The organism is Microbulbifer maximicatervae (SeqCode), from assembly GCF_056231245.1.
The window spans coordinates 2758031-2783095 of record NZ_CP174334.1 but is presented as its reverse complement, the minus strand read 5'-3'; the positions used below and the strand labels follow the sequence as shown (position 1 = coordinate 2783095).

The 25065-nt window shown below is 45.0% G+C and carries 23 protein-coding genes; 16 read left to right on the top strand and 7 right to left on the bottom strand.

The window, feature by feature from the left end:
- Positions 1–58: 58 nt before the first annotated feature.
- The 11 genes from ACJJIS_RS11985 to gad all read left to right on the top strand — a co-directional run bounded on the left by ACJJIS_RS11985 (position 59) and on the right by gad (position 13068).
- Positions 59–1201 carry a serine hydrolase domain-containing protein gene (locus ACJJIS_RS11985; protein WP_413665481.1) on the top strand — a complete coding sequence of 381 codons (1143 nt, stop codon included), beginning with the start codon at positions 59–61 and terminating at the stop codon, positions 1199–1201.
- On the top strand, positions 1201–1428 hold the full coding sequence (locus ACJJIS_RS11980) for a SlyX family protein (protein ID WP_282933169.1): 228 nt from the start codon (positions 1201–1203) through the stop codon (positions 1426–1428). Before ACJJIS_RS11985 ends, ACJJIS_RS11980 begins: the two co-directional genes overlap by 1 nt.
- A gap of 615 nt (positions 1429–2043) precedes the next feature.
- Complete coding sequence (locus tag ACJJIS_RS11975) at positions 2044–2691, top strand: YiaD family glycine zipper/OmpA-like lipoprotein (protein ID WP_413665482.1); 648 nt, start codon at positions 2044–2046, stop codon at positions 2689–2691.
- Between the two features lie 2168 nt (positions 2692–4859).
- Positions 4860–5873, top strand: coding sequence for a GlxA family transcriptional regulator (locus tag ACJJIS_RS11970; protein WP_475708190.1), 1014 nt, complete (start codon positions 4860–4862; stop codon positions 5871–5873).
- Between the two features lie 150 nt (positions 5874–6023).
- Complete coding sequence (locus ACJJIS_RS11965; RefSeq protein WP_444897588.1) at positions 6024–7109, top strand: PQQ-dependent sugar dehydrogenase; 1086 nt, start codon at positions 6024–6026, stop codon at positions 7107–7109.
- A 199-nt stretch (positions 7110–7308) separates the two neighbouring features.
- Positions 7309–7773, top strand: a complete 465-nt coding sequence (locus ACJJIS_RS11960) for a netrin-like domain-containing protein (protein WP_413665485.1) — start codon at positions 7309–7311, stop codon at positions 7771–7773.
- A gap of 309 nt (positions 7774–8082) precedes the next feature.
- On the top strand, positions 8083–8649 hold the full coding sequence (locus ACJJIS_RS11955; protein WP_444897586.1) for a hypothetical protein: 567 nt from the start codon (positions 8083–8085) through the stop codon (positions 8647–8649).
- 81 nt (positions 8650–8730) lie between these two features.
- The gene (locus ACJJIS_RS11950; protein WP_413665487.1) at positions 8731–9099 is read left to right on the top strand and encodes a SpoIIAA family protein; all 369 of its coding nucleotides are present in this window, start codon (positions 8731–8733) and stop codon (positions 9097–9099) included.
- A gap of 36 nt (positions 9100–9135) precedes the next feature.
- Positions 9136–9939 carry a class I SAM-dependent methyltransferase gene (locus ACJJIS_RS11945; RefSeq protein WP_444905541.1) on the top strand — a complete coding sequence of 268 codons (804 nt, stop codon included), beginning with the start codon at positions 9136–9138 and terminating at the stop codon, positions 9937–9939.
- A gap of 220 nt (positions 9940–10159) precedes the next feature.
- The gene (locus tag ACJJIS_RS11940) at positions 10160–11680 is read left to right on the top strand and encodes an amino acid permease (protein WP_444905540.1); all 1521 of its coding nucleotides are present in this window, start codon (positions 10160–10162) and stop codon (positions 11678–11680) included.
- A gap of 14 nt (positions 11681–11694) precedes the next feature.
- On the top strand, positions 11695–13068 hold the full coding sequence (gene gad / locus ACJJIS_RS11935) for a glutamate decarboxylase (protein ID WP_444932965.1): 1374 nt from the start codon (positions 11695–11697) through the stop codon (positions 13066–13068).
- A 53-nt stretch (positions 13069–13121) separates the two neighbouring features.
- Here the strand turns inward: gad and ACJJIS_RS11930 are convergent, their stop codons facing one another.
- The 4 genes from ACJJIS_RS11930 to ACJJIS_RS11915 all read right to left on the bottom strand — a co-directional run bounded on the left by ACJJIS_RS11930 (position 13122) and on the right by ACJJIS_RS11915 (position 16729).
- Positions 13122–13895 carry a multicopper oxidase domain-containing protein gene (locus ACJJIS_RS11930; protein WP_475708189.1) on the bottom strand — a complete coding sequence of 258 codons (774 nt, stop codon included), beginning with the start codon at positions 13893–13895 and terminating at the stop codon, positions 13122–13124.
- On the bottom strand, positions 13896–14678 hold the full coding sequence (locus tag ACJJIS_RS11925; protein ID WP_475708188.1) for a multicopper oxidase domain-containing protein: 783 nt from the start codon (positions 14676–14678) through the stop codon (positions 13896–13898).
- Between the two features lie 154 nt (positions 14679–14832).
- Positions 14833–15971 (bottom strand): IS3 family transposase gene (locus tag ACJJIS_RS11920; protein WP_475708187.1). Its coding sequence is split into 2 segments (ribosomal slippage): positions 14833–15722 and positions 15722–15971, totalling 1140 coding nucleotides; the frame shifts between segments, so codons are not numbered across the junction.
- A 71-nt stretch (positions 15972–16042) separates the two neighbouring features.
- Positions 16043–16729 (bottom strand): alpha/beta fold hydrolase, encoded by a 687-nt coding sequence (locus ACJJIS_RS11915; protein WP_475708186.1) that lies wholly within the window; start codon positions 16727–16729, stop codon positions 16043–16045.
- A 708-nt stretch (positions 16730–17437) separates the two neighbouring features.
- Between ACJJIS_RS11915 and ACJJIS_RS11910 the strand changes: the two genes are divergently transcribed.
- On the top strand, positions 17438–19330 hold the full coding sequence (locus tag ACJJIS_RS11910; RefSeq protein ID WP_475708185.1) for an aconitate hydratase: 1893 nt from the start codon (positions 17438–17440) through the stop codon (positions 19328–19330).
- Between the two features lie 312 nt (positions 19331–19642).
- On the opposite strand, the gene ACJJIS_RS11905 is transcribed toward ACJJIS_RS11910, so the two are convergent.
- Positions 19643–20656, bottom strand: coding sequence for an ELM1/GtrOC1 family putative glycosyltransferase (locus tag ACJJIS_RS11905; RefSeq protein ID WP_475708184.1), 1014 nt, complete (start codon positions 20654–20656; stop codon positions 19643–19645).
- 648 nt (positions 20657–21304) lie between these two features.
- Here ACJJIS_RS11905 and ACJJIS_RS11900 point away from each other — a divergent pair.
- Positions 21305–22054, top strand: a complete 750-nt coding sequence (locus tag ACJJIS_RS11900; protein WP_475708183.1) for a sporulation protein — start codon at positions 21305–21307, stop codon at positions 22052–22054.
- 296 nt (positions 22055–22350) lie between these two features.
- On the opposite strand, the gene ACJJIS_RS11895 is transcribed toward ACJJIS_RS11900, so the two are convergent.
- The gene (locus ACJJIS_RS11895; protein ID WP_413665496.1) at positions 22351–22710 is read right to left on the bottom strand and encodes a winged helix-turn-helix transcriptional regulator; all 360 of its coding nucleotides are present in this window, start codon (positions 22708–22710) and stop codon (positions 22351–22353) included.
- 110 nt (positions 22711–22820) lie between these two features.
- On the opposite strand from ACJJIS_RS11895, the gene ACJJIS_RS11890 reads away from it, so the two are divergent.
- Positions 22821–23231 (top strand): GFA family protein, encoded by a 411-nt coding sequence (locus ACJJIS_RS11890; RefSeq protein ID WP_475708182.1) that lies wholly within the window; start codon positions 22821–22823, stop codon positions 23229–23231.
- A gap of 413 nt (positions 23232–23644) precedes the next feature.
- On the opposite strand, the gene ACJJIS_RS11885 is transcribed toward ACJJIS_RS11890, so the two are convergent.
- On the bottom strand, positions 23645–23917 hold the full coding sequence (locus ACJJIS_RS11885) for a winged helix-turn-helix transcriptional regulator (protein WP_445362004.1): 273 nt from the start codon (positions 23915–23917) through the stop codon (positions 23645–23647).
- A gap of 144 nt (positions 23918–24061) precedes the next feature.
- Between ACJJIS_RS11885 and ACJJIS_RS11880 the strand changes: the two genes are divergently transcribed.
- A complete protein-coding gene (locus tag ACJJIS_RS11880) occupies positions 24062–24361 on the top strand; it encodes a YciI family protein (protein WP_444905530.1) in 300 nt (99 codons plus the stop codon).
- Positions 24362–24742: 381 nt separating this feature from the next.
- The gene (locus tag ACJJIS_RS11875) at positions 24743–25036 is read left to right on the top strand and encodes a YciI family protein (protein WP_444905529.1); all 294 of its coding nucleotides are present in this window, start codon (positions 24743–24745) and stop codon (positions 25034–25036) included.
- Positions 25037–25065 lie beyond the last annotated feature (29 nt).

Sequence of the window (25065 nt, the reverse complement as noted above, 5' to 3'; positions counted from 1 at the left end):
AAGAAACTACCCTTGCGGGCTTGCAACAGAGTTATCCGAATTATCTGGACGTAAATACATGGACATATACGGCTTTTGTGCCCCTGGTTTAGAGGCTCTTTACGATGCTTTTGCCAGAAATTTTCGCGAGTGCGGTGATACAGGAGCGGCCTTTGCCGTGCGCCAGCATGGAGAATTAATCTGTTCCTTATGGGCGGGAAGTGCGGATCGGGGTGCAGAGAGGCCATTTACTGAAGACACATTGGCCAATGTCTTCTCATCTTCCAAAGGCGTTCTTGCAGTTTTGGCGATGCAGCAAGTTGCCGCAGGCAAACTGGATTTGGATCGCCCGGTAGCGGATTACTGGCCTGAATTTGCCCCAGGCAAAGAAACTGTCACCGCACGCCAATTGCTGTGCCACCGCAGCGGACTTGTCGCTTTCCGTGAGCGGGTAAAAGACAGTTTGATTTACGATTGGCAGGCGGCTTGCGACCAGGTGGCTGGCAGCGAGCCTTGGTGGAAGCCCGGAAGTGCACAGGGTTACGCCCCATTTTTATACGGCTGGAGCTTGGGTGGATTAATTGAAAGGGTTGCCGAAAAACCCTTGTTGGAACTTTATCGGGAATTGCTAGCCAAACCCCTCAATCTTGATGGGGGCTTTGGGGCAAATGGACATCGTTCGCAGAGAATTGCCGATGTCAGCCCGCTGAAACAACCCTTACCAGAGCTTCGGGAAAATGCCATTGGCCGCGCCATAAAAGAAGACCGCAAAGGGCCTGTTGCGATGGCATTTAGCAACCCGGTGAGCTTGATGATGGGTACCAATAGCTCCGAGTGGCGCGGTGCTTTAATTCCTGCAGCCAATGGCCACTTCAGTGCGAGAGACCTGGCAGCGGTTTACGGTGAACTCACCTGTGACGAGCCGACTATTTTGCCCAAGCGGTTGATAGATGAAGCGGCAAAGGAGCAGAGTCATGGCCACGATAAAGTATTGCAGGCTGAGGTGAGTTTTGGTTGTGGCTTTATTCGCAGCAGTTCCGCGGCGGACTTGCGCTTTGGGGGTAGCCAGGGCTTTGGCCATCCGGGAGCGGGTGGTAGTGTCGGCTTTGCTGATCCGGAAAGAGGGCTGGGCTTCGGATACGTGACAACTCGTTTGGGGCAGAGCTTATTTATGGATCGTCGAGCGGTCGGTCTGGTAGATGTTCTTTACGGGTTGTTGTGATGACTGAAGAAATAAAGGCTCTGGTAGAGCGGGTCGATGAACTGGAGAGCCGTTTGGCTTTCCAGGAAGACACTATAAGCCAATTAAATGATGTGATTACTCGTCAGGATACGGATATTCGCACTCTACTCGCACATATGCGCGAGTTGGGCGAAAAGTATCGGACGATTGCTTTTGAGATGCAGGGGGCCGGCAAGCCGCTGGATGAAAAACCTCCGCATTACTAATTCAGTGGTTACAAAAGGGTTTTTATAGAAGTCCACAGGGGCTGGCACGAAATTTTTTTTGTTACTAAGTGACAGACATAGAGGTATTCGCTGCCTCTTGGGGGTGACTTTAAAAACAAAAGCGTCTAAAAAAATTGCCTCAGTGGAGCGTGAGGCTATTGACAAACTTTTCCACATACGCAGTTGGTAAAATTTGCCCTCAAACAAGAAGATATCCACCGCTATTGGACGTCAAGGCAGATTTCTAACTTGTTGTTTTTAAAAGGAAAACTGAAGAGTTTAAAAAATGTGCAAAACGCTGTAGGCGAGAGTTTACGCCGGCTGGCGCCATGGATAGCTTATTAGTGCACAGTTTTATCCACAGATTTTGTGGAAGACCGGAAAGCTGATCACTTCTTGCTCGCTACTTTGTCCGTCATTGGTACGTAGTTATGAATAGTTAGTACGTAATGGGGACTAGTCAGTAGAACTGACAATAAATTCGCTTTAGTCTATGGAAAATTTCATTGGGTTGGTTCAGCCGCCAGTCAGATAGTGTGTTGAACAATACAGAGATTGCACAAGACATGTGTAGCTCAATACCCGTTACTTAAAAATGCGTTAGGAGAGCCAATAATGAAATATTGGGTAGCAGCCCTGGCACTGGGTTCGATGGTTGGTTGTTCCACATTGGACCCTTACACAGGTGAAAGTAAGACCAGTAATGCCGCCAAGGGGGCTGGAATTGGAGCTGTAACTGGAGCGATCGTTGGTGTCGCTACTGCCAGTAAGAAAGACCGTGGTAAGGGAGCCTTGACTGGTGCCCTGGGTGGCGCGGCGATCGGTGGTGGCATTGGTTACTATATGGATCGTCAGGAAATGTTGTTGCGTCAGCGCCTGGAAGGTACCGGCGTACGTGTTGAGCGTGAAGGTGATAATATTCGCCTGATCATGCCTGGTAACATTACCTTCGGTACTAACCGCGCAGATATTCGTACAGACTTCTATGACACTCTGGAATCGGTCACTGTTGTATTGCAGGAGTTTGATAAAACTGCAATTCGAGTCAGCGGCCATACCGATAGCACTGGTTCAGATGTGTACAACCAGAGCTTGAGCGAACAGCGTGCTAATTCCGTTGCTGGCTTCTTCAGCGGTCAGGGCGTTTCTGCAGGTCGGGTACAGGCGGTAGGTTACGGTGAGCGTTATCCTATTGCCAGTAATGACTCTGAAGCTGGGCGTCAGGCCAATCGCCGAGTTGAGTTGGAACTACTGCCTTTATAACGATCAGGTCAGATAATTTCTACCTTTAGTCGTTCTTTTGTTGATAGTGCCCAGATTGTTCGGTTTGGGCACTACACCCCTTCATAAATTCCCTTTATTATTCTGCTCAATTTCTTAACTATTCCCTTAATCCGCAATTTGTTTGTCCCTGCAAAGAGTTTCCGGCTTTGATCCCTGATTACTCAGAGGATGACGTATTGAGAGAAAGCTTTCTCACTTATCCTCTTGCCATCTTCAGAATCTTTTCCGAACTGTTTTTGTAGTTGCCGCTCAAACCATTCTATTTAGATCAAGGCTCATCTTTGGATTTCCGTGTTGTCTTGTTTTCAGACTTATATAAATCTAGCGACCCTAAGATTTAGCATTAGTTTGATTTCAGTAAATTTTTAGAGAATGTTTTGTGAGCCAAACGAGAGTGGTTATCAGTTCTTTGATGTCTCAGTTTGTTCGACTGCTAAAAATTAGACGTGCCAACATTTTTATAGAGATCATTTGCCAATCATATTTTCTACCTATGAATAATTGATTTTGTGGCCATGTATGCAGAGATAGATTTGCTTGCTTTTTGATTTTTAGAGCATTGGCCGTCAAGTAAGCAGGAAAGTCCGAAAATTAAGTTGTCTAGGGTTGGGTTGGCGCTAATAATAATTTCTTAGTTTTATTATTTTCTGGATTTGTACTTTATGTGATTTATATTTTTGACCAGCTTTTTATGTTGGTACACCTGTGCAAGTTGAGGTGGTGTGAGTCGTAAGTTTTTATTGTTTTTTCTGTCGCGGATATTTTTAGGTGTTTAGTTGGTGGAATCAGTTTTGATTGGTACCCCCAGGCAAAGGATCGCATAAATACTTCTAATTCGAAGGGTGTAGCGCCAGATTTTAGGGCTGTGTTAATAGTGGAGGTTGTTCCTTCCCTCATTCGCCACTTCGATTGGTAATTTAGTTGTTGGATGGATGGATGGATGTTTGTGTCTGTCTCGTCGGAGAATTAATTTGACACATTGAGGTGGGTAAAGAATTCCATAAGTATTATTTTTCATGGTTTCACTGCTGTAAATGGCTGATCTATACGCTGCAGAAATATAATAATGGTGATTGTGAACCTGGCTGGTTTTAAGAGGCGATAAAGTAAAATTTTGCAGGAAGCTTGTCCTTTTGGTTGGAAATGATGAGTCTTAAGATGTGGGCCTGTGATGATCGTCAAGCTTCATTACTTAAATGTTTTGTGAGATTCATATTGGGGCTGAGGGCTTCAAGCTCTTTTCATGAAGGTCTATGTCATTTTCAGTTCTTCACTAAAAGATTTTATCCATAAGATGGAAAGGCTATCTCGATAACTTTTGGTTGGTAATTAATAAGGGGTAGCGGTGATCTTGGCAGAAGGTGTTGGCTAAAAGTAGGTTCTGAGAAGAGTGCACAATGAGTTCTTAACTTAAAGCCTTGACTCTCCTCTTAAGGGAAGAGTTTAGAATTTTAGTGGCTCAGGTAAAGATAGGGGTCTCACTTAACATGCGGTAGATGTAGTAGCTGCGCCTAATTGCTGAATCGATCGTAAAGCTATTGATTGAGTGGTTGGATGTTAGAGTTGGTAAATAGTTCTTGGCTTTAGTGTTTTATTGCAATTTTATTACATTTAAATTTTTCTAGTAGGTTTTTGTTCTTTTTTTGTTTGTGATTTGGAGTTTTTTTAATTTTGGGTGATTTCTTTACACCCAGGCCCGGTCTGTGGGGTGGGGTGGAAAAATTGAGGCAGTGTTGTGGGTCCTTAATTGGCATTTTATTTAGATGTGTCAAAAAAACAGTCTTCAATCATTTGCTGGTGTGCATGCAAAAGACGCCAAAATTTTTAGGGTGGAAAATACTATTTATCGTTGTGTAAGTGAAATAATTATTGGTTCATCTGTACCAATTGAGGTTGTTAGTTTTATTGGTACAGCTTGTTAGTACAAGTGGGATGAAATTTGATCAGTTAAAAGGCCCCAAATTTTGGGTGACTGGTTATTCTTTAAGGTAATATCAATATCACTTTACAGAATATGCAAGGTTAGTACATCCTAACGCAAAGTCACTTAATTCCATCGAGTTATTTTGCCTTTTTACGCCAAGTTAGATTTGCGAGAAAACATAAAGAACCCTTCTGGGTTGATAAGTTAGTTGTAGGTGTTTGCCGTGAAAAGTAGTCTTCTATCGTCATACCAGGGCCTTAAAGAAAGTAAAAAGAGAACGATATCGATCATTATTTGCTCTGGTGCCCAGTGCCTGGATATCACAGGTCCAGCTGAGGTGTTTACGTTTGCTAATAAACAAATGGCCGATTTTGGGTATGGCGAAGATCAGCTGTATAAAATTGAATTTTTGGCTGCAAGCAAGGAGCCGAGGCAAGTAACTACTGGCCTGAAAGTACATCCAGATAAATGTTTTTACGAGGCCGATTCCATCCATACTCTTTTAGTTGGAGGTGGTACTGCGAAAAGTTGCCTTGATTTAACGGATGACAGTCTGTTTCTTGAGTGGTTGAAAGTTAAGGCAAAGGAAGTTGAGAGGATAGGGGTTAGCGGAAGTGGTACATTGGTACTTGCTAAGGCTGGAGTTTTATCAGGGCATCGGGCTACAACCCATGAAAAATACATCGGTGATCTAAAAAAATATAAAGATATTGAAGTAGATGACAAAGCGATTTTTGTGAGAGATAAGAAAATCTACAGTTCTGTAGGGCGAAGTGCAGGGATAGACTTGGCCTTAGCTATGGTTGAGGAGGACTTCGGTCGAAAACTGGCCCTTTTAGTTGCTCGGGAAATGATTTTGTACCTGAAGCGTGATGGTGATCAGAGTCAGTACAGTAGTTATTTGCAGGCACAATTAAAAAATAATAGGTTCTCCCCGTTGTTGGAATGGATAAACCTTAACTTAGAACAGTCTCTCAGTGTTGATTTTTTGGCCAAAAAACAAGCAATGAGCCCCCGAAATTTTTCTCGCTGCTTCACAAGCGAAATAGGTGTAACTCCGGCTCGGTATTTGGAGCAGGTTAGAGTTGAGAAGGCCTGTCAGTTAATATTGGAGGCAGGGATTAGTCAGGATGTAGTGGCAACCCAGTGTGGCTTTTCGTCGCAGGAACAAATGAGAAGGGCGTTTCTTCGGCAGAAAGGTATTCTTCCCAGTAAATACCGCAAACAGTTCGCTTGAAAATACTGGATTTCGTTGATTTTTGGCTTATCTTCGACATGGGGGGCGGCTTTTCAGGGTTTAAGCATGAATGCTCATGTATGCCTGAACCTCTGAGTTGATCAACATCTTCACTTTTAGTTAATATTTATATTTTGCAAGAATATAAATATGAAATACTTACTTTTGACCAGTTTGCTATTTGCAGCTTCTGCAAGTGCTGAGATAGACCTTGATTACCTCAAGGTACCCGAGGGCTTTAAGCTCAGCTACTTTGCAGAAGATGTTGAGACGGCTCGTCAATTGGCACGTTCTGAGTCGGGTACAGTATTTTCTGGTTCTTTCAGCGCGAAAAAAGTTTATGCTTTCAAGGACACAGATAATGATGGTGTAGCTGATCAGCGTTGGCTATTGATGGATGATTTAAAAGCGCCGACAGGTATTGCCTATAAAAATGGCGATTTATATGTGGCTGATGTCAATAAGATTATTCGCTTCCCCCAGATTGATAAAAATCTTGACAAACCGAAGTCTGAGGTTGTTTACGATCAGTTTCCAGCGGACAGGCATCATGGTTGGAAATTTTTGCGTTTTGATAGTGAAGGGCAGCTGATAGTGCCCGTCGGCGCACCTTGTAATATCTGTGATGCCAACGAAAATTACTCAAAAATATTTTCGCTGGACTTGCAATCTAAGAAAACAAAAGTGATTGCAAATGGGGTGAGAAACTCCGTTGGCTTTGATTTTCATCCGCAAACCAATGAATTGTGGTTTTCAGACAATGGTCGGGACATGATGGGTGATGATATCCCACCCTGTGAAATCAATAAGGTAAGCTTTGCAGGAGAGCATTTTGGCTATCCTTATTTCCACGGTGACGATATTGCAGATCCGGAATTTGGTCAGGGTAAGAAGGCCGCTGATTATTCCAAGCCGGTATTAAATTTAGATGCCCATGTGGCGCCTCTTGGAATTCACTTTTATCGCGGTGGGCAGTTTCCCAAGGAATACCAACAGAACTTGTTGGTTGCTGAGCACGGGTCCTGGAATCGAAGCAAAAAATCAGGTTACCGAGTAATGATGGCGACAGTTAAAGATGGTGAGGTCACGGATTACAAGCCGCTGGTCACTGGTTTTATGCGGGATGAAACCACCTATGGGCGCCCTGTTGCATTTTTAGAAATGCCTGATGGCAGCGTATTAATTTCTGATGATTTTGCCCATAAAATCTATCGCTTAACCTATACCGGTATTTAAATGGCCGATTTTATAGCTATCAGGGCTGCTCATTGAGCAGCCCGCTTGGTTATCCACTGTATTGGTTTTCACGCTAGAGGAATTTCTGCCAAATTTCCTCACCTCTTAGCTATCCTTCAGACTCTGTAAAAAAGAGTAAGCCGATCCTAATTACTTGTGCTATGTCTACTGCGATAAGAGCATAAGTAAGGAGAGGGTTGTGACGCAAAAAATATCCTGTGAGACATTTTCCAAAATCGTGAGTGTTATTTTATATCTCCTAGTGAGTAGCACGGCGCATGCGACTGAGGACATAGCTTCGGCATCTACTGCTCATTTGGAATTACGTTTTGCCCAAGCTGAGGTTGTGGCGCAAGTAGAAATTATTGATGTTCACAGGGATGTGGATAGCGCACTGTCTGAGGAGGGAATTACAGCCATATCAGGCTATATCTACTCTGCCGTTCCCAGCCAGGTTTGGAAGGGGCCAATGGGTGGAGAGATCACCTTCCGCCTGGGATTTGAATCCTGCGATTTAAAGCTGGAGCAAGGTGAAAACTATCTGATTTTTGCGAATTTGGATAGCTACGGAAGGTTACACCTGAGGAGTTGTGAGGCGGTTATTGCTGAGTCAGACGCCACCGCGATACTTGCCCAACTTAATAAGTTTATTAAACAGGGCTAAGAAGTTGCTTTCTTGCAGACCTGTTAGAACTATCAGTTGTAACTGGTTCTTTCTTTACAGCAATCCAACCTGCTACGAAGTGGCTCTCCCCCTTGAAGAACCCCAAAGGAGGGTTATTCTTATCAGTATTGGCGCGACCTTCTTTTACAGGCGCTGCATCTCATTAAGTTGCGCACCGTTGTAAACAGGCTGGAGTGTCAGGGTTTGGGATTGTTATCGAGAAAGTACACCGACCAGCACTGTGTAACCGGCTCGATTTTAATGATTAATGTCTTCTTTTGAGTTTGCCTGGGGTCGAGAGGTCCAGATATGAAGAAGTTACTGATTCCCCTGATCATTTTATTACTGATCATCGGTTATTTTATGTCGCGCAGCGGCGAGCATAAGGCTAAAGAAGCCTATAACTCGATGGAGCAGGAGCAGAAGAGTGAACAGATGAGGGGATCCTCTACCCCCTCTAGTGGAGGAAGTAGCGGTGGCTCAATGGCCCCAGCAGATACCTCGGATTCCCCTGATGGTATGGGCAATCCCGATTCCCAAATGCCCCAGGACTCTGACTCAACCGATCCCGCTCCTCCGGGGTCTTCAGATAACGGGAGCTCACCTGACGCTACTATGTCTGGGTCCGACAATATGGGTGCAGATGGCAACATGAGCCCGGATGCTAATGATTCTAGCGCCATGCCAGACGCGAGCAATAACTCGGGCGGCGACCTAAATCAGCAAGCGGATAAGGTCGTAGATGATGCTACGAAGGAAGCCAATGATGCTGTAGAGGGAGCGACTAACGATATGGATGCCTCTGCCGATGGCACTGAAACAGATACAGAGGCAGATACCGGTCAGGATGAGGGAATGGAAAGTAATGATAACTGACCAATAGTAATGACTCAGCTACATCGAGCTAAGCGAAAAGCAGGGCCGCACAGAAGTGTGGCCCTGCCGCATTCTCAAAATATGATTGAGCATATCTGGCATCAGGGTGATCGAATACTCGAGGTTAGACCAGTTGGGAAGTTAACCGTTGAGGACTTCCAGTTGCTAGCCGCGCAAGTTGATCCGATCATCAGTAAGCGGGGACGTATAGAAGGGTTGCTAGTCAATGCGGGAGATTTTGCTGGCTGGGAGAGCTTCGTCGCAATGATCTCTCATTTTCGCTTTATTCGAGAGCATCAACGACATATCCGCCGGATAGCCGTGGTTACCGATAATCCTATCCTCCGCTTTATGCCCAACCTTGCCTGTCACTTCATCAGTGCTGAGGTGCGTCCCTTTCCCGAAGAGGAGTCCGCTCAAGCTCTGGAATGGTTACAAAAACCGGGTTAGCATCGCCTCCCTTTTTCAATGTTACCTGGAGGGCAGGTGAGTCCATCGTTGGCTATTGTCGCTGCGGCGCCAGAATATGTTTCCGCAGCGGAAGAACTATCCGCTCAGTTAGATTACCCCCTCCTTGGAGCTATTTCTCCTGCTGATGTGGTCGACTTTCCCCAAGTGTTGTGTCTCGGAGAGCAACTGCAGTTATGTGCGACCGGGCGCAAAGCAGCCGGGCCAGTATGGGTGGATTTTGTTGCTGGAACACTTGCTCATCGCCGCAAGTATGGCGGCGGTAAAGCTCAACCGGTAGCAAAAGCTGTTGGTTTGCGTTCTGGCTTCCACCCCAAAGTCCTCGATGCCACCGCTGGTTTGGGTAGAGATGCCTTTGTTCTGGCGGCGCTGGGATGTGAGGTGCAGATGCTGGAGCGCAACCCGGTTGTTTTCCAATTGCTGAAAGATGGAATACGCCGGCTGCGACAGGCGTCTATCGGGGATGCTGAGTTGGCTGCAATTTCTGAGCGAATGAGCTTGGTGGATTGCTGTACGGCGGCGTCAGAGTGGCTCGCGCTGCAATCGGAGGAATCCATCCCTGTTATTTATCTGGATCCAATGTTCCCTGCGCGGGGGAAAGCTGCCAAGGTCAAAAAGGAAATGGCTGCCTTCCATCATTTGGTTGGGACTGATGAGGATGCGGATAGCTTATTGAGCCCTGCCTTGGCGGCCTGCTACTACCGCACAGTAGTTAAGCGCCCTAAGCTTGCCCCCTATTTGGCTGATATGAAGCCCAACCTTTCCTTGGAGGGGAAATCCGGACGCTTCGATATCTACACCAAACATGGGGTTCCAGGCTAACTGCCACATACCACTGCCCTAGCCGATTTCTCCTTGGGTGAAAGATGGTGTGGGCACCGACTTGCTATGAATTCTATGTTTCCATAAGTCCGTTGCTAAAAGGGCGGCTTATGCCTTGGTAGCGGCACCTCTGTTATCCCATCTATCCCGCAGGCTCCCACGATAGGCTTTGCTTCTTTGTACTGCCGCAAAAATATTGCACTCCAGGGAGGTCCCATCAGTGCGACCAAAAGGGAGCAGTGCATCGAGCACCCCGGATATTGCCAACAGAAAGATGTTTTCTGTGGCTGCTCTCGGGCTCCTAACTGCCGCAACGGTCGTTACCAGCTTGCGTACCCTGCCGATGATGGCGCAAGAAGAACTGACGATGTTTTTCTATATCGGCTTTGCGGCATTGTTGTTCTTGATTCCTGCAGGGCTCGTGTCGGCAGAACTTGGTAGCGCCTTTTCAGAGCGCACTGGGGGTGTCTATACCTGGGTTGGTGAGGCCTTCACCCCGAAGGTGGGTTTTGTCGCTATATGGTTGCAATGGATCGAGTGCATTGTTTGGTATCCCACAGAGTTGGGTTTTGCCGCAGCGGCGGTGGCTTATGCGGTGGGCGATAATACCATCGCCCAGAATACCTACTATATCGGTGGGTTTTGCATCCTTGCCTATTTGCTAGCGACCCTGATTGCTCTTACTGGAACCCGCTTTCTGGTAAAAGTGGCACAGTTTGGATTTCTGGTGGGTATCGTATTTCCCTGTTTGATTTTGATTATCCTGGCTGTTTGGTGGGTGGTGAGTGGTAATCCTATTGGCTGGGAGACCTTGACCGACCCGGAAGTAGCAGTGCGTCGGGATGGTTATGATCACCCGCGCTGGTTTCCCCATATTAACGGTTTGGGGGCTATTGCTTTTCTCGGGGGTATTTTACTTGCCTTTGCTGGGGTGGAAGCACAGGCCACGCATGTGTCGGAACTACGTGATACCCGTCGAGGATATCCAGCTGTAATCGCCATCGCCGCCGTTATTTCCATCCTGGTGTTCACTCTCGGCGCACTCTCTATTGCTGCAATTTTGCCCTATAAAGAGATATCTGTAGAAACTGGCTTATTTACAGCTTACGAAAGAGCTTTTGGGCAGCTACTTGGGGTTCAATGGCCCGTGCAAGCACTTTCCTGGCTAATTGGCTATGGTGCACTAAGTGGTGCCTTGGCATGGTTGGCTGGCCCCAGTCGAGGGCTACTGGCTACGGCCCAGGATGGGATGTTGCCGCCCTGGTTTCAGCGAGAAAACCGGGTGGGTGTACAAAAAAATATTCTCCTCGCACAGTTTGTAGTGGTAGCGGCAATCTCGTCCATTTATATTTTAATGGATAATGTATCTACAGCTTTTGTTTTGATTTCAGTGATGGCTATTAGCTTATATATCATTATGTACATAATGATGTTTGCTGCGGTTATTCGGTTACGGATCACGCAACCAGACTTACCCAGAAGTTTTCGTATCCCCGGAGGGCTGCCAGGGGTTTGTATTGTTGCTGGAATAGGCTTAATTTCCGTTGTTTTTGCCTTGGTAGTTTCATTTTTCCCGCCAGAACAGCTCACGATAAAAAATCCTGTAACTTATGTTGCTCTCAACCTGGCTGGAATTGCTATAGCGATCACCGTTCCCTTGTTAATTTTCTATTTTCACAATCCCTCCTGGCGGGGGGAGGGTGGCCATCAACAGCAGTCATTTTCTGATATTGATGAGTGAGCCGGAGGTAGGTAGTGAAAGAGCAATCTCCATTTGATAGGTTCTTTGACGAATACAATGAAGATATTCCAGAAAAGCACTTTCCCCGGTGTAGTATTTCAGCAGAGGCTGCCGAGGCTATCGTAACCAGTGAAACCTGGGCTGACGCAAAGCCTGCGATGAACTTATCTTCGTTTGTCACAACTTTTACTGAGTCAGAAGCATTTGAGGTCGCCAAGAAACATTACCTGAAGAACTATATTGATCACGACATGTATCCTCAGCTGTTTGCGATGGAAGCGCGAATGGTTCGCTGGTTACACAACCTCTGGAATGGACCTGAGGGAGTAGAGCCATACGGCGCAGCGACCATAGGCTCGTCAGAGGCCTGCATGTTGGCTGGTTTGGCGCACAAGTGGAATTGGCGTAAGAAGAGGCAGCAAGCCGGCAAAGACGGCTCAAAACCTAACCTGGTTACCGGAGCCAATGTGCAGATCGTTTGGGAAAAATTTATGCGCTACTTTGATGTGGAGCCGCGCATAGCACCGTTAAAGCCTGGTCATTACCGCTTTACCAGTGAACATCTGGATGAATTGGTCGATGAGAATACCATCGCTGTTGTCGCTATCGCCGGGCAAACCTTTACCGGTGAGGATGATGCATTTAGGGCGATTCAAAACTGGTTGGATAAGTATGAAGAGAGAACAGGAAACGATATCCCTATGCATATTGATGGGGCGTCGGGAGGATTTGTTAATCCATTTCTCTATCCGAATTACAAATGGGATTTTCGTTTGCCAAGAGTGAAATCTATCAATGCCTCCGGGCACAAGTTTGGCTTGGTGCCGCCGGGATTGGGGTGGATAATTTTTCGTGAAAGAGCAGTTTTTGATGAAGACTTGATGTTCTATGTTAATTACCTGGGTGGGGAGATGCCTACAGCCACATTGAACTTTAGCCGAAATGCATCGCCGGTTGCCTACCAGTATTACAACTTTATACGTCTAGGCTATGAGGGTTACAGGCAGATTATGCAGCACACCTTGGAGAATGCGCAGACTCTTCGTCAACTTCTGGTGGCCAGTGGGTACTTTGAAATAATGAATAAAACCCAGAGAATCCCGGTTGTTGCCATGACCCTGAATAAAAAATATAAGAATTTTAATGAATATGATATATCCAATAAAGTACGTGAACGGGGATGGGTTCTTTCTGCCTATTCGATGCCGCCAAACGCTCAGTCTGTAAACTCTCTGAGAATTGTTGTTCGCCCTCATCTCAATCAGAATGCAATCAGTGGCCTTGCAAAGGATATTATCCATGCTTGCGATTGGTTGAGTAAGCATTGTGGTAATGCAACTCCGCCCAAGTTACATGACCCGCAAAAAGTGGCCCCCAGTAAGTGTTAATTCTTACGGGACTTTAACGATCCTTGCATTCAATGACTGGATAGATAAGTGGGCTATTTTGGAATCTCAGAGGCATCTTTGACAACTCTAACATGCTGCATCATGCCCCCATCCTCATGATAAAGTAAGTGGCAATGCAGAGGATACTTTCCGGTAAAATCCTTGAAACGAGTACGGAATTTGACATGTCCATGGGGCGGTACTTGAAAGGTGTCGCACCAAAACGGTAGTTTGAGTGTGTGGTGCATGGGATCTTCTCCAGCCACCTCGATAACATAATACGGATTTACATGAATATGGATTGGGTGGGGGAATTCACTTTCATTAACCAAGGTCCACTCCTCTACTGCATCAAGCTCTACGTAATGATTAACCACTTCACACCCTTCGAATGGTGAATGGTCAATACTGACATTCAGCCCGCGATAATATTTTTGGGGGTCATCAAGCGTGTTGGCCTGGAAAGTGAGTCGACGTGTATTGGTGATCTCATCATCTGTAATAGGTTTCAGTAAGTCCACTTTAAAACTGCTGGGGAAGGGTGGGGGTGCACATCGGGCGGGTGGTTTGCTGGGGGCATAGATTGCCGTTCCGATTTCCTCCCCCTGGGCAATGGCAATAACAAAAAGTGGACTGTTGTTATGGTACTTATAATGCGGCATTTGTTGGAACTCAATCGCATTATTGTAAATGTAAAAATGAGCTCCCGGAGTGGCGGCTTCACTGATTTTTAAGAAAAGGGAGGCTCGATTAGCGGGGCCCAGGCTTACTCCGTCTTGTAGGCGGTAGTCATCAGTAGGGTTTCCATCAAACCCGTAGATATACATTTACGCGAACCAAGGGCAATCGATATCTATCGATGTCCTGATGGTAGCATTGAGAAGTCTCAGATTGAGAAGCTCACCCACCGTTGCATGAATGATAGGGCAGTATTGTCCGTTAACGGTAATACAGTATTCACTATCTGGGAACTTAGCGACCTGGTGTTGATCCTCTACTTTTCCGTGCTCATCTACGGCAATATTCTGGAAGACAAGAATATGTTCCTTAACTCCCATTGCCTCAAATTCATCCCTTACGATTAGGGCACCTGCCATCCCGCTGCCGACTTGTATAGCGACAGAGCCGTGCTTATGGGGGTGGTACCAGTAGAGTCCTGGGGGTTGGTCCTTGGGAATGTCGTATTCGTAGGTATAACTTTCCCCTGGTTTGATCTTCATGCAGACATTGTCGGCCGGAGATTCTGGGGAGACGTGGAGCCCGTGAGTATGTAAGTTGTAGGTATTGAACTCATGGGGGAAGTTTATTGTAGCGGGTGTATTGAGGGGGTCTTCCTCTGGCAGCAGGTTGTTTGTCTGGATAGTAAGGTGGCTATCAGCGCGAATTTCAATGGTAGGGCCTGTCAGTGTGAAACCTGCTTCTTGAGTGATTGATGATGAAAATACACGGGTCCAGGTTGGTGTGTCATGGGTTTTGTAAAAACTGAAAATGTTATTCTTTTCGTACTGTACATCAAGTTTAAGTTCTAGTTTTCTATTTTCTTTATCCATTGAGTAAGCGGGTGGATTTTTTATTGGTTCTAGAAAGGAAATATGCTCTCTATTGCTCACTGTTAACTCCGAGGATTTTGTGGGAAGCAAGATTGGTAAGGGGTATTTTATGAACGAATATCAGTTTAGATTCTAAGGCTGGATTATTTCTGGATTTGCTCGCCATATGATTGTTAATTGAGAGTGTTGTGGTCAACTCCAACCGGACACTTCTTTAAGCACATTTCTCAAATTCGATAGGGGCTAGGTCTCCCAGTGTTGTATGTATTCTGCGTGAGTTGTAATAAGCAATATAGGCTCTTACATCTGCTACCGCATCCTCCCTTGTCGGATAAAGGTTTCCCGTTACCCACTCCCGCTTCAGGCTGCTGAAGAAACGTTCAGTCGGTGCGTTGTCCCAACAATTTCCCTTACGGCTCATTGAACACACCATCCCATGCTGACTCAATAACGTTTGGTAGGTATGGCTGGCATACTGACTGCCACGATCAGAGTGATGCAGGAGACCTTTTGGGGGCGAACGCAAATTGACAGCCATCATCAACGCACGAGTTACCAGGGCCGTTTCCATCTTGCGATCTAGATGCCAACCAATAATCCGGCGCGAATAGAGATCAATCACTACCGCCAAGTACAACCAGCCCTGCGAAGTCCAAATATATGTAATATCAGTCGTCCAAACTTGATTTTTAGCGCTCGGTGAGAACTCCCTATTCAGAAGGTTCTCTGCGACCGGCAGGTGATGTTTACTGTCTGTCGTCAGTGTAAATCGCTTCTTACGCTTTACTGCCAAGCCTAGCTTTTTCATGAGCTTGCGGACTCGATAGCGCCCGACTTCAAAGCCTTCTTTACGTAACAGCTTCATTAACCGACGACTTCCCAGGCTCTGTCTAGATTCTGCAAATAGGGCCTTCAAACGATGGCATAGTTGCCATGTTTGAGCATCTATTGAGCTATTACCACGGCAACACCAATCGTAATAACCAGTTTTACTTACTTGCATTACCCGGCAGAGCACCCTAACAGGAAAGCTGCCTTGCTGTTTTTCAATAAAGCTGTACTTTATTTCATTTCTTTCGCAAAGAAGGCGCTGGCCTTTTTTAGGATTTCTTTCTCCATCCGCAACTGCTTATTTTCACGTCGTAATCGCTCTAATTCTGCGCGCTCACCTACATCCAACCTCACACCGTCTTCTTCCTGCTTCAGTTCCTTTATCCAGCGTCGCAGGTTATTGGCTGTTGTTCCTACAACCTCTGCTGCTTTAGAAATTGAATACCCTTGCTCAGAGACTAGCGCTACGGCGTCTTTCTTAAATTCCGGCTTGAAATGCCGACGTGTACCTTTTGTTGTCATACTTCACCTCGCTTGGTAGTTTTACCATCTTAGCGAAGTGTCCGGAAGGATTAGACCACTACAGAGGCAAGTTAGGGTAGCAATAATCCTTCTGCAAAATTCATAATAATTCTCGCGACTTTGTTGGGGTGTGCCTGAGCAATAAAGTGCCCACCTGGAATATCAATGACATTGAGGTTGATGTATATCGCAGATATATCGATGGCAGCTTTTTTACTTACAAGTCGATCTCTATCCGGGCGGATATAGACGGCAGGGATTTCCAAATTTTGGGATGGTTTGGAGATAGAGGCGATATTATGAAGCCTTTGCTTTAGTTTGCCTCTGTTGGTATTTAGTAGGGCGTTATAGGTGCTGTCAATGAGTATGTCACTGCCTTTGCCATTGAAACCAAAGAAATTTAGTGTGATTTTGGTTAAAGATGGGCAGTCTATAAGCGAGATTGGAGCTAGTTGTGCCGCCTTGGATAGCAGCGAAGGAGAGCTTATAAAGCTAGCTATAAAGGTAATGCCTAAAATTTTCTCGGGAGCTAAAAGGGATAGCTCATATGCAACTCTTCCTGAATAGGATTCAGCAATAATGTAAGTCTTCTCATTGAGATAGCTCTTGGCGATTGATTGAGCTTGAGCCAGGTAACTATCCCCTGGGAGCTTGGAAAGGCAGATAGTTTCGGTTGTCCATTGTTTTGGTAGTGCCTTAATCAAACCTGAAAACAGTGTTCCTGTTCCATCAAGTCCTGGTAGAAGTAAAACTTTCAATTCCGAATATCCTGCTGGAATTTCCTATTAATTGAATATTAACATGCTTATGTTGAGTATTTCTCTATATATGACATTCAGCCAGGGTAATTCTTCTTGATGTTTGTACGGGACAAGCAATCTGGTAGTGCCGAAAGGTGAAGTTTTCTATCGTATGAGGCGGTTTGAGTTGCTGTGAAGGCTGTTGGGTGTGCATGTTTTAGATAAAAATAGTTTCTTTGATTTGAGCTTCTAAATATATTTAATTATTCTAATGGATATTTATTTATACTAATACGTTATTTCTAGTTATGTCGATAACGAAAACAGAATTGCTAGGCCAATAAGTTGTCTAGGTGGGTAAGTATTAGAGTTCGTTAGTGTAACTTAATGACAGGCCTAAACGTAGCTAGAAAGTTAATTGAAAGTCATTTGGTCAAAGGGAATATGGCTCCCCAAAGTGTTATCGAGCTTAAAATTGACCAAGGGAGCCTCTGAATAAACCTGTAATGCCTCTGCGGGTCTTGAAGGCTGCAGATGCTAGGCGCAGCTCGCCGCGAATGGCCGTAGCCCTTTGCAAGAGCTGCAACGCAGCAGCTGTGGTCTTCAAGGCCCGCCCTTCGGGGCTTGCAGAGCGATTCACACTCCGCGTTGCGACTTCTTGAAAGGTCTAGACATTCCTGCGAAGCCGCGCCTTGATTGTGAACCGCTCTGCATGCCAGAGGTATCATGGAGTTATTCAGAGGCTCCCAAGTCCTCAGTGAGGATGCCACCGGCACGTTAGTGATGTTGGAGCTTGAAGCTTTGGGGGCGAGGCAGGTGAAAGCAGAAATATGCGCTCAGTATGTGGATCACAATGTATTGAGGGCAGACCATAAGAATGGTGATGACCACGTGTTCCTGCAAAGTTCCTGTCGAAACTACGGGATATGGTACTCGCGACCAGGAAATGGTATTAGTCATCCTGTCCATATGGCTTGTTTTGGTATCCCCGGTAAAACCCTTTTAGGTGGGGATAGCCACTCATGTGCTGCGGGCTCGTTAGGTATGTTAGGAATAGGAGCCGGAGGAATTGAGGTTGCGCTTGCAATGATGGGATTTCCGCTCTCTCTGGTAATGCCAACTATTTTGGGGGTGCGTTTAGAGGGGGAGCTACAGCCATGGGTAAGCGCTAAAGATGTTATTTTGGAACTTGTACGTAGATATACATTGAGAGGTTGCTGGAACAAGATCGTTGAATATCACGGCCCTGGATTGGCAAACCTTACAGCAATGGATCGTCACGTAATCGCCAATATGGGGCAGGAAATGGGGGCCGTAACAAGTGTCTTTCCTGCTGATGATCAAGTGAGGCTTTTCTTGCGGCAGCAGTCGCGCGAGAACGACTTTGTCGAGTTGCTTGCCGATAAGGATGCAACCTATGATGAGGTTGCAACTTTAGACCTATCGAAAATTGAACCGATGATCGCTTGCCCCTCGCGGCCGGATAAGGTTGTTAAAGTTCGTGAAGTTGAAGGTAGGCCAGTTTCTCAGAGCTATATCGGTTCTTCGGCTAACCCTGGGTTGCGTGATTTCTCTATTCCCGCCCGGATGGTAAATGGTCTCTTTGTACCGCACGAGGTTTCTTTAGATATTAATCCCGCGTCGCGCCAACTACTTCATGAGCTGACTCATAATGGTGACCTTGAAAAACTGCTTGGTGCAGGGGCTTACTTGCATGAAACCGGCTGTGGTGGCTGTATCGGTATGGGGCAAGCCCCAGCTAGCGGGCACAATAGTCTTAGAACTGTGCCGAGAAATTTCCCTGGGCGTTCGGGAACTAAAGAAGATAGCGTCTATTTATGCAGCCCAGAGACTGCGACGGCCAGCGCCCTGAAAGGAAAAATAACTGACCCCAGAAATTTAGACATGGATTATCCGGTATTTGAAGAGCCTGAACATCTAATGGATATGCGGTCACTATTGGAGCCACCGCAGGAAATACCAGTGAAAGTTGAGGTTAGAAAGGGCCCCAACATCAAGCCTTTGCCAGTTCTGGAAAAAATGTTAAGTGTGATCGAAGGCCCTGCTCTTTTAAAGCTGGAGGATAATGTTTCAACCGATGATATTATTCCCGGAGGTGCGGATGCTTTGCCTTATTGGTCAAATGTCCCAGAGTTAAGCCGCTTTGCTTTTTCAAATGTAGATGAATCTTTTTATCAGCGGGCTTTGAGCACCGAGGAGGATATATTTCTTATTGCTGGCAACAGTTTAGGTCATGGGTCGAGCCGGGAGCATGCCTCAATTACTCTGCGATACCTGGGAGTGCGCTGCGTCATAGCCAAAAGTGTAGCTGGACTCTATCGCAAGAATCTTATTGACCACGGAATTCTCATTTTAACATTTTGTAATCCAAGCGATTTTGACGCATTTAGTAAAGATGATCAACTTCAATTTTATGATCTCTCAAGCTGTACAGGGGGTAACAAGATACTAGAGCTGAGAAATGTGACAAAAGGTATTAAGATTTGGTTGGAAAATGATCTTTCCCAAGAAGAAATTGAAATAATTAAATTTGGAGGCCGCATCAACTATATTAAGGGGTTGTTGAGAAGGTCTCTGGAAGATATGGGCTCATTTTAACAGTGTGCAGGGTGGTGTGGGGTTGGCTCTCCACGCAAAATACTTGCTTGTATTTTTTAGAACGATATTTTTAATTATGAATTGGCAGTTGATGTATAGATTAAAATTTAGGTTGGCTTTTGATGAAGTTCTACTCGCTTGGTGAGGCTAGAGAGAATATTATTTTCTGCTAGTAGTTTTTGCTACTGCAATTGACTAGTTTGAATGTGCAGGATCTCTTGCCGTTAAAAGTTTGTCTCAGGTTATATATCAATAGATCTTTGTGTTAAAGTCCCTGTCGTCATGATGGTCAATTTAAGGGGTTGAGATCGCTCACCTACCATTGCTGCTGATGTCAAGCGCAGAGATAATTTCATCGTATCTTGCTTTAGAATGGTCTCCATAATCTAAGTTGAAATCTTTTGATAGAGAATCATTAAAGGTCTTGGCCAGTTCGAAAATCTCCATCCTCTTTATATAAGTTTCACTGTAAAGTTTATTGATGAGAGTTTTGTGGGCTCCGTAGATGTTATTCTCTTGGGGGGCTAAAGTATATATAGGTTTAGATAGGGCAAGGGCCTCAGAAATCATTGATGAACTGTCTTCGGTTATAAAGACAGCTTCACTTGCACCGAGTATTTCTTCGAGGCTGGCATTGGGGGCCTCATAATCTAGCAAGTTGAAGCATGTATCAAATGGCATGTTGCTTTCAATTAGCTCAGCCACATATTTAGGGGTTCTTCTTGAGGTGCTAATTAGCCATGAAATATTTTGATAGATCGCTATTTTTTTTAGCTCTTCTATCAAGTCTATATAATCCTTCCGTGTGTATTTATAGCCGCTTCCATTGCCTCCGATAAGTAAAGTATAAAAGGGTTTGTGGTGTTTCTTCTTTAAGTTGTCGCCCAATGCTTTGCATAAATTTACATCTATGCGGCTAAATGGAAGGTATTGCCTAGATTTCTTAATGTCCTCTTTGGTAGATAGGGTTAGAGAGAAGTCGGTTTTCCTGAAGCTGTAAATATTTCCTATGGCAATATTCATGCATTGTGTTTTTTGGGTTAGTGCAACGTTCGCAGCAACGCTATTCCCACCAAAGGAAATAATTAGATCTGGTTTTCTTTTGAAGGAGGGGTTTCTGTGAAAGAGCATGATAAATTTGTGTGCGTTTCTGGCGAGATGTCGAGTCAATAGTCTTATTGGTTTATTTAGGGCCTTTAAAACTGGTTTACTGGTGGTGATTTCATAAGAATATTTGCCCTTGGAGTGGCGGGAGAGTAGCTGGTATAGCCCCAGCGAAGGACTGAGATGGCCCGGTTTTCCATCGTAAATAATTAAAATGTGCATAACCTTGCTTAATGGTTTGAGAAATGTTTCTAGGGGGCTCTAAGTGAATAGGAGTACCCTAAATTGATTATTCTCAATTTTCTGTAGATGGAGTTTCTATACGTAGTGGCTGAGATGGAGAGTCTCAATTTGCAGATTTAAACTTACAATCTACCTTTAGTTTGTTATCGACTTCTGATGCTGCAGATAGTGGTCTAGCCCTTGCAGCATGATGTAGGTGTGAGAAGGTGTAATTTTGAAACTATTTCTGATCATATTTTTACTTCTTCGGTATAAATAGGGCTCAGATACTATGGTACTGCTGGAATTTTCTTAACAACAGTTAGGATTTTGCTGATATTTCAACGAAAAATGACACATTCAGAAAAAGTAAGTGGCCTTATTCAAGCATTAAATTTTTTACTGTTGGGGGAAATATGTAATAAAAATATCTCTTTTTGATCAGGCAAGCTCTCCCTGAACCTGGTAGAGGTAGGTATAGGTGTTATCAATTATTTATGTAGAAGTTCAAGACATAAATGAACTTATTGGGCCTGGTATTACCTAAATTGGATTTGTGTTAATGTTGGACTCTATTTATTGGGCTAAGAAATAGGTTGAAGTCCATATTTTAAGGCCAGGTTGTTTGGTTAGGTGAGTACCCCAAGTATGTCTATGTTTCAAAAACTCAAAGCGTCAATAGGTATTGGTGCAGCTAAAGTTGATACAGTTCTACAAAACTCTGAGCAAGTTCAGGGTGGAATCATTGAAGGGGCTATCCATATCATTGGTGGTGATATCGACCAGCAGGTGGATGCTATAAGTTTAAAGCTCTGCACCGAGATCAAGGTGGAGACCGATGAAGGGGTAAGCCATGAGCGTTTTGTACTGAATGAATTACAGGTACAGGACCCTTTCACTATTGGCGCTGGAGAGAGCCTGGAAGTTCCTTTTCAGTTGGCGTTGCATGAAGAGACGCCAGTTACTGTTTTAAACACCCGTAAAAATAAAAGCTATGTGTGGCTGGAAACTTCCCTGGATATTGATTTTGCGCTGGATCCGAAAGACAGGGATCCCTTGCGGATAAGACCTTTACCCGTTGTAGAGAAGGTACTTTCCATGATCGAGGAAAGTGGCTTTAAAATGGTAAAAGCGGATGTTGAAAAGGGGCATTTGCGTGGAAGCAATTTTGTCTCCCAGTCTGGATGCTACCAGGAGATAGAGTTTAAGAGTAGTGGCTTGTTGACTTCAAAAGAGATTGAACTCTCCTTTATCGTTGATGGTGAACAGGTGCACTGTTTGGCTGAAATTGATCGCAGATTTGGTCTGCGGGGCGATGAATATCATTCGTTTTCATTAGCACATGATGCGAGTGATAATGAGGTTGTCGCAGCGGTTCAGTCTATTTTGTCTCTATAGATGAGCTGATCCATAGAGTCTGGCGGCACTGAGCTGCCGGGCCCTTAGGGGCAAAAGTGTTCAAGTAAAACAGTATACTCTTAGTATCAACTGCCGCCAGGTTCGTTAGTGATTCAGGAGGGTTTCTTAATGAGATTGGGGGGGGAGCATAACAGGCAGAGTCAATATCATAAGCTTCTGGCCATTTATGGAGAGCAATTTCGGAGTAAAAATGCATAAAAGTTGCTGTTATTGCTAAATTTTCAGCTTAGCTTTGTCCTGCGGAATTGTTGCGCTTCTGGCCCCGAATCAAAGGGTTAGGTTTCCATAAACCACTTCGGGGGAATCCATGAGCCTTCAAAATATGTATTTCCCCATTTGGCGATTGCCTGAAGAATCGGTAAGACATCCTTGCCTTTCTGTGTTAGCAGGTACTTATATCGCTTAGGCTTTGATTGATATTGTACCCTCACCAACATTCCCTCTGCTTCTAGCATTTTTAATCTTTCTGCGAGTCTGTTGGTTGGTATTTTCTCTGGTGAGTCAGCTAGCTCGCTATAGGTCTCTTTACCACACAGTAAGTCTCTTAGAATAACTAATGTCCACTTATCGCCGAATACGTCCAGTCCGTTCACGATAGGGCATCCCGAACGTAAAAATTGATTATCAGGACTCATGCTCACACTCTTACTGCCAGAAAATGAAATACTAGCCTAGTTACTTGCGAAGTTGAAGTTATTGATTTAGGCTAAGGTTACTTCAACTTTGTAAGTAACAGGGAAAATTTATGTCCAAAATATCTGGAGAATGCCTGTGCGGTTATATTAGTTATTCTTGCTCTGAAGAGCCGGTAATGGCGGGTCATTGCCAATGTACAGATTGTCAGAAAATTAGCGGGGCTGGACACATCGCTAACATCGCTATTCCTCGCGGAAGCTTAGCCATTAGTGGCGATCTTGCATTTCATGAGAAGCAGACAGATAGCGGCAATACAGTAAGAAGAGGTTTTTGCCCTCGCTGCGGTTCGCATATTTATGCGGAAAATAGCGGTATGCCGCAGTTTGAATTTATCCGCGCTGGAAGTCTTCATGACCTGGAGCAATTCAACCCGACAATGGTGGTATATGCTGGTAGTGGTGCATTTTGGGACTATATGGACCCGGAATTACAAAAATTTGAAAAAATGCCAGAAATATGACCTTAACAATCAAAAGTAGGGGATGCAGCGCACAGCTGTTTTTGGGTTAAGGAAACTTCTGAAAATCACATTTCTCTCAATTTATCTCCCTGCAATCCCCATGACTCGCCGCTTACGGGCACAAAAAGGTAACCCATAAGAGTGCCCTTGAGAGCAGTGGTTTGTTGACCTCTAAAGAGATTGAACCCTCCTTAACCCTTGATGGTGAGCAGGTGCATTGTTTGGCAGAATTATTCGTAGATTTGGTTTACGCGGCGATTAATATTATTCGTTTTCGCTAGCGCATGATGCGAGTGATAATGAGACAGCCCTATCAGTTCAGTCCATTTTGTAGCGATAGTTGGCCTGCCTCCAAGAACCCAGCGGCATCTAGGCTGCAAGGCTCTTGGGTTTTGGTTTTTACAGAGTGTCCATTAGGCCTTGAGGAATTCCTCCCAGTTATTAGCCCATTCCCTCAGCGGATCAAGGGTTTCCATTAACGAAACCCCCAGATCTGTCAGTTGATATCCATTCGTACACTTATTAATCAATTTAGCTTCGCTCAACTGTTTGATTCTTGTATTTAGTACCGAAGGGGACATGGCATCACACTGGGCTTGGAGTTCCCTGAAGCTCCGGGGTGTGTTCCTCAGTTCCCACAGTATTCTCATATTCCATTTTCGCCCGAGCAGATCGAATACAGCCATAATGGCTATGCCGCTAGTCGAGCCTCTGACAGTTTTTTTCGGTAGAGGAGTTATCATGGTTCTTGCGCTTCTAAATTAGTAGCGTTACAGTTGCTACGAAATCAGTAGCAATCTTATAGTGTTTTTAGAGAAGAGGGAATGGGTATGTTTTTAGTGGATATGCATTTTAAGGATATGAAAAAGCTAACCCCAGAACTGACTGCGGAGCATAGGCTTTATCTGGAAGGAGAGTACAAGTCTGGAAGTTTACTCTTTGGAGGAAGGAAAAATCCCAGGACTGGAGGGGTTATTGTTTCTCGCCACAACAGTGAAGAAGCATTGCGGAGAGTGCTTGATGAGGACCCTTTTATAAAAAGTGGAGTGGCAGTTTATTCGCTAACCGAATTTGAGCCTGTTATGGCCTCTGAACAGTTTTTACACCTTCTAAAGATGAGTTCGCATTAACAGTCTAAAGAGTGAGCTCAAAGAGGGAGTGCCATCGCATTAATCCCCAAATGTTTTGAGAGGAGTTTGGTATGTGGCTTTGAGGGGGATACCATAGCCTGGAAGGCAGATGAAGTTCTTCAGGCCACATGTAACTTGATTAATCTGAAGTATCGTCTATTTAGCACTTTTGCCTAAAGAAAGGTACGTGATGGCACCATTAAATTAAATGATGCCCGATCATCAATCTCCGATGGTTTCCATTTAAACTACTGCTTGGGGATTATCCTCTACCGCCAAGATGAAAAGATTAGCTATCTATTAGTTTGGTGGAGGTTATTTCTGCAAGCTTAAAGTGGTGTAAAGAGTTGATATATAGCCCCTAAGGAGGGGGGAGACGTTATGTTTTTAGTGAACTTGAATTTCCCGGATATTAAAAAACTGACCCCAGAGTTAATGGCGGAGCATGTGAGCTACCTGGAGGGACACTATAAATCGGGAGACCTGCTTTTTGGCGGGGCGAAAGAGCCTAGAACTGGCGCGATAATTATTTCACGTCATCCCTCCAAGGAGGTGCTGCGAAAGGTTCTGGAAGAAGACCCTTTCACAAAACATGGGGCGTCGACTTTTACGATCACTGAGTTTGTACCCGTTATGGCTTCAGAGGAATTTTCCAGCCTCTTGAAAGAACCCTAGATCGGGTTCCTTCGAGGCTTGTGTTACTT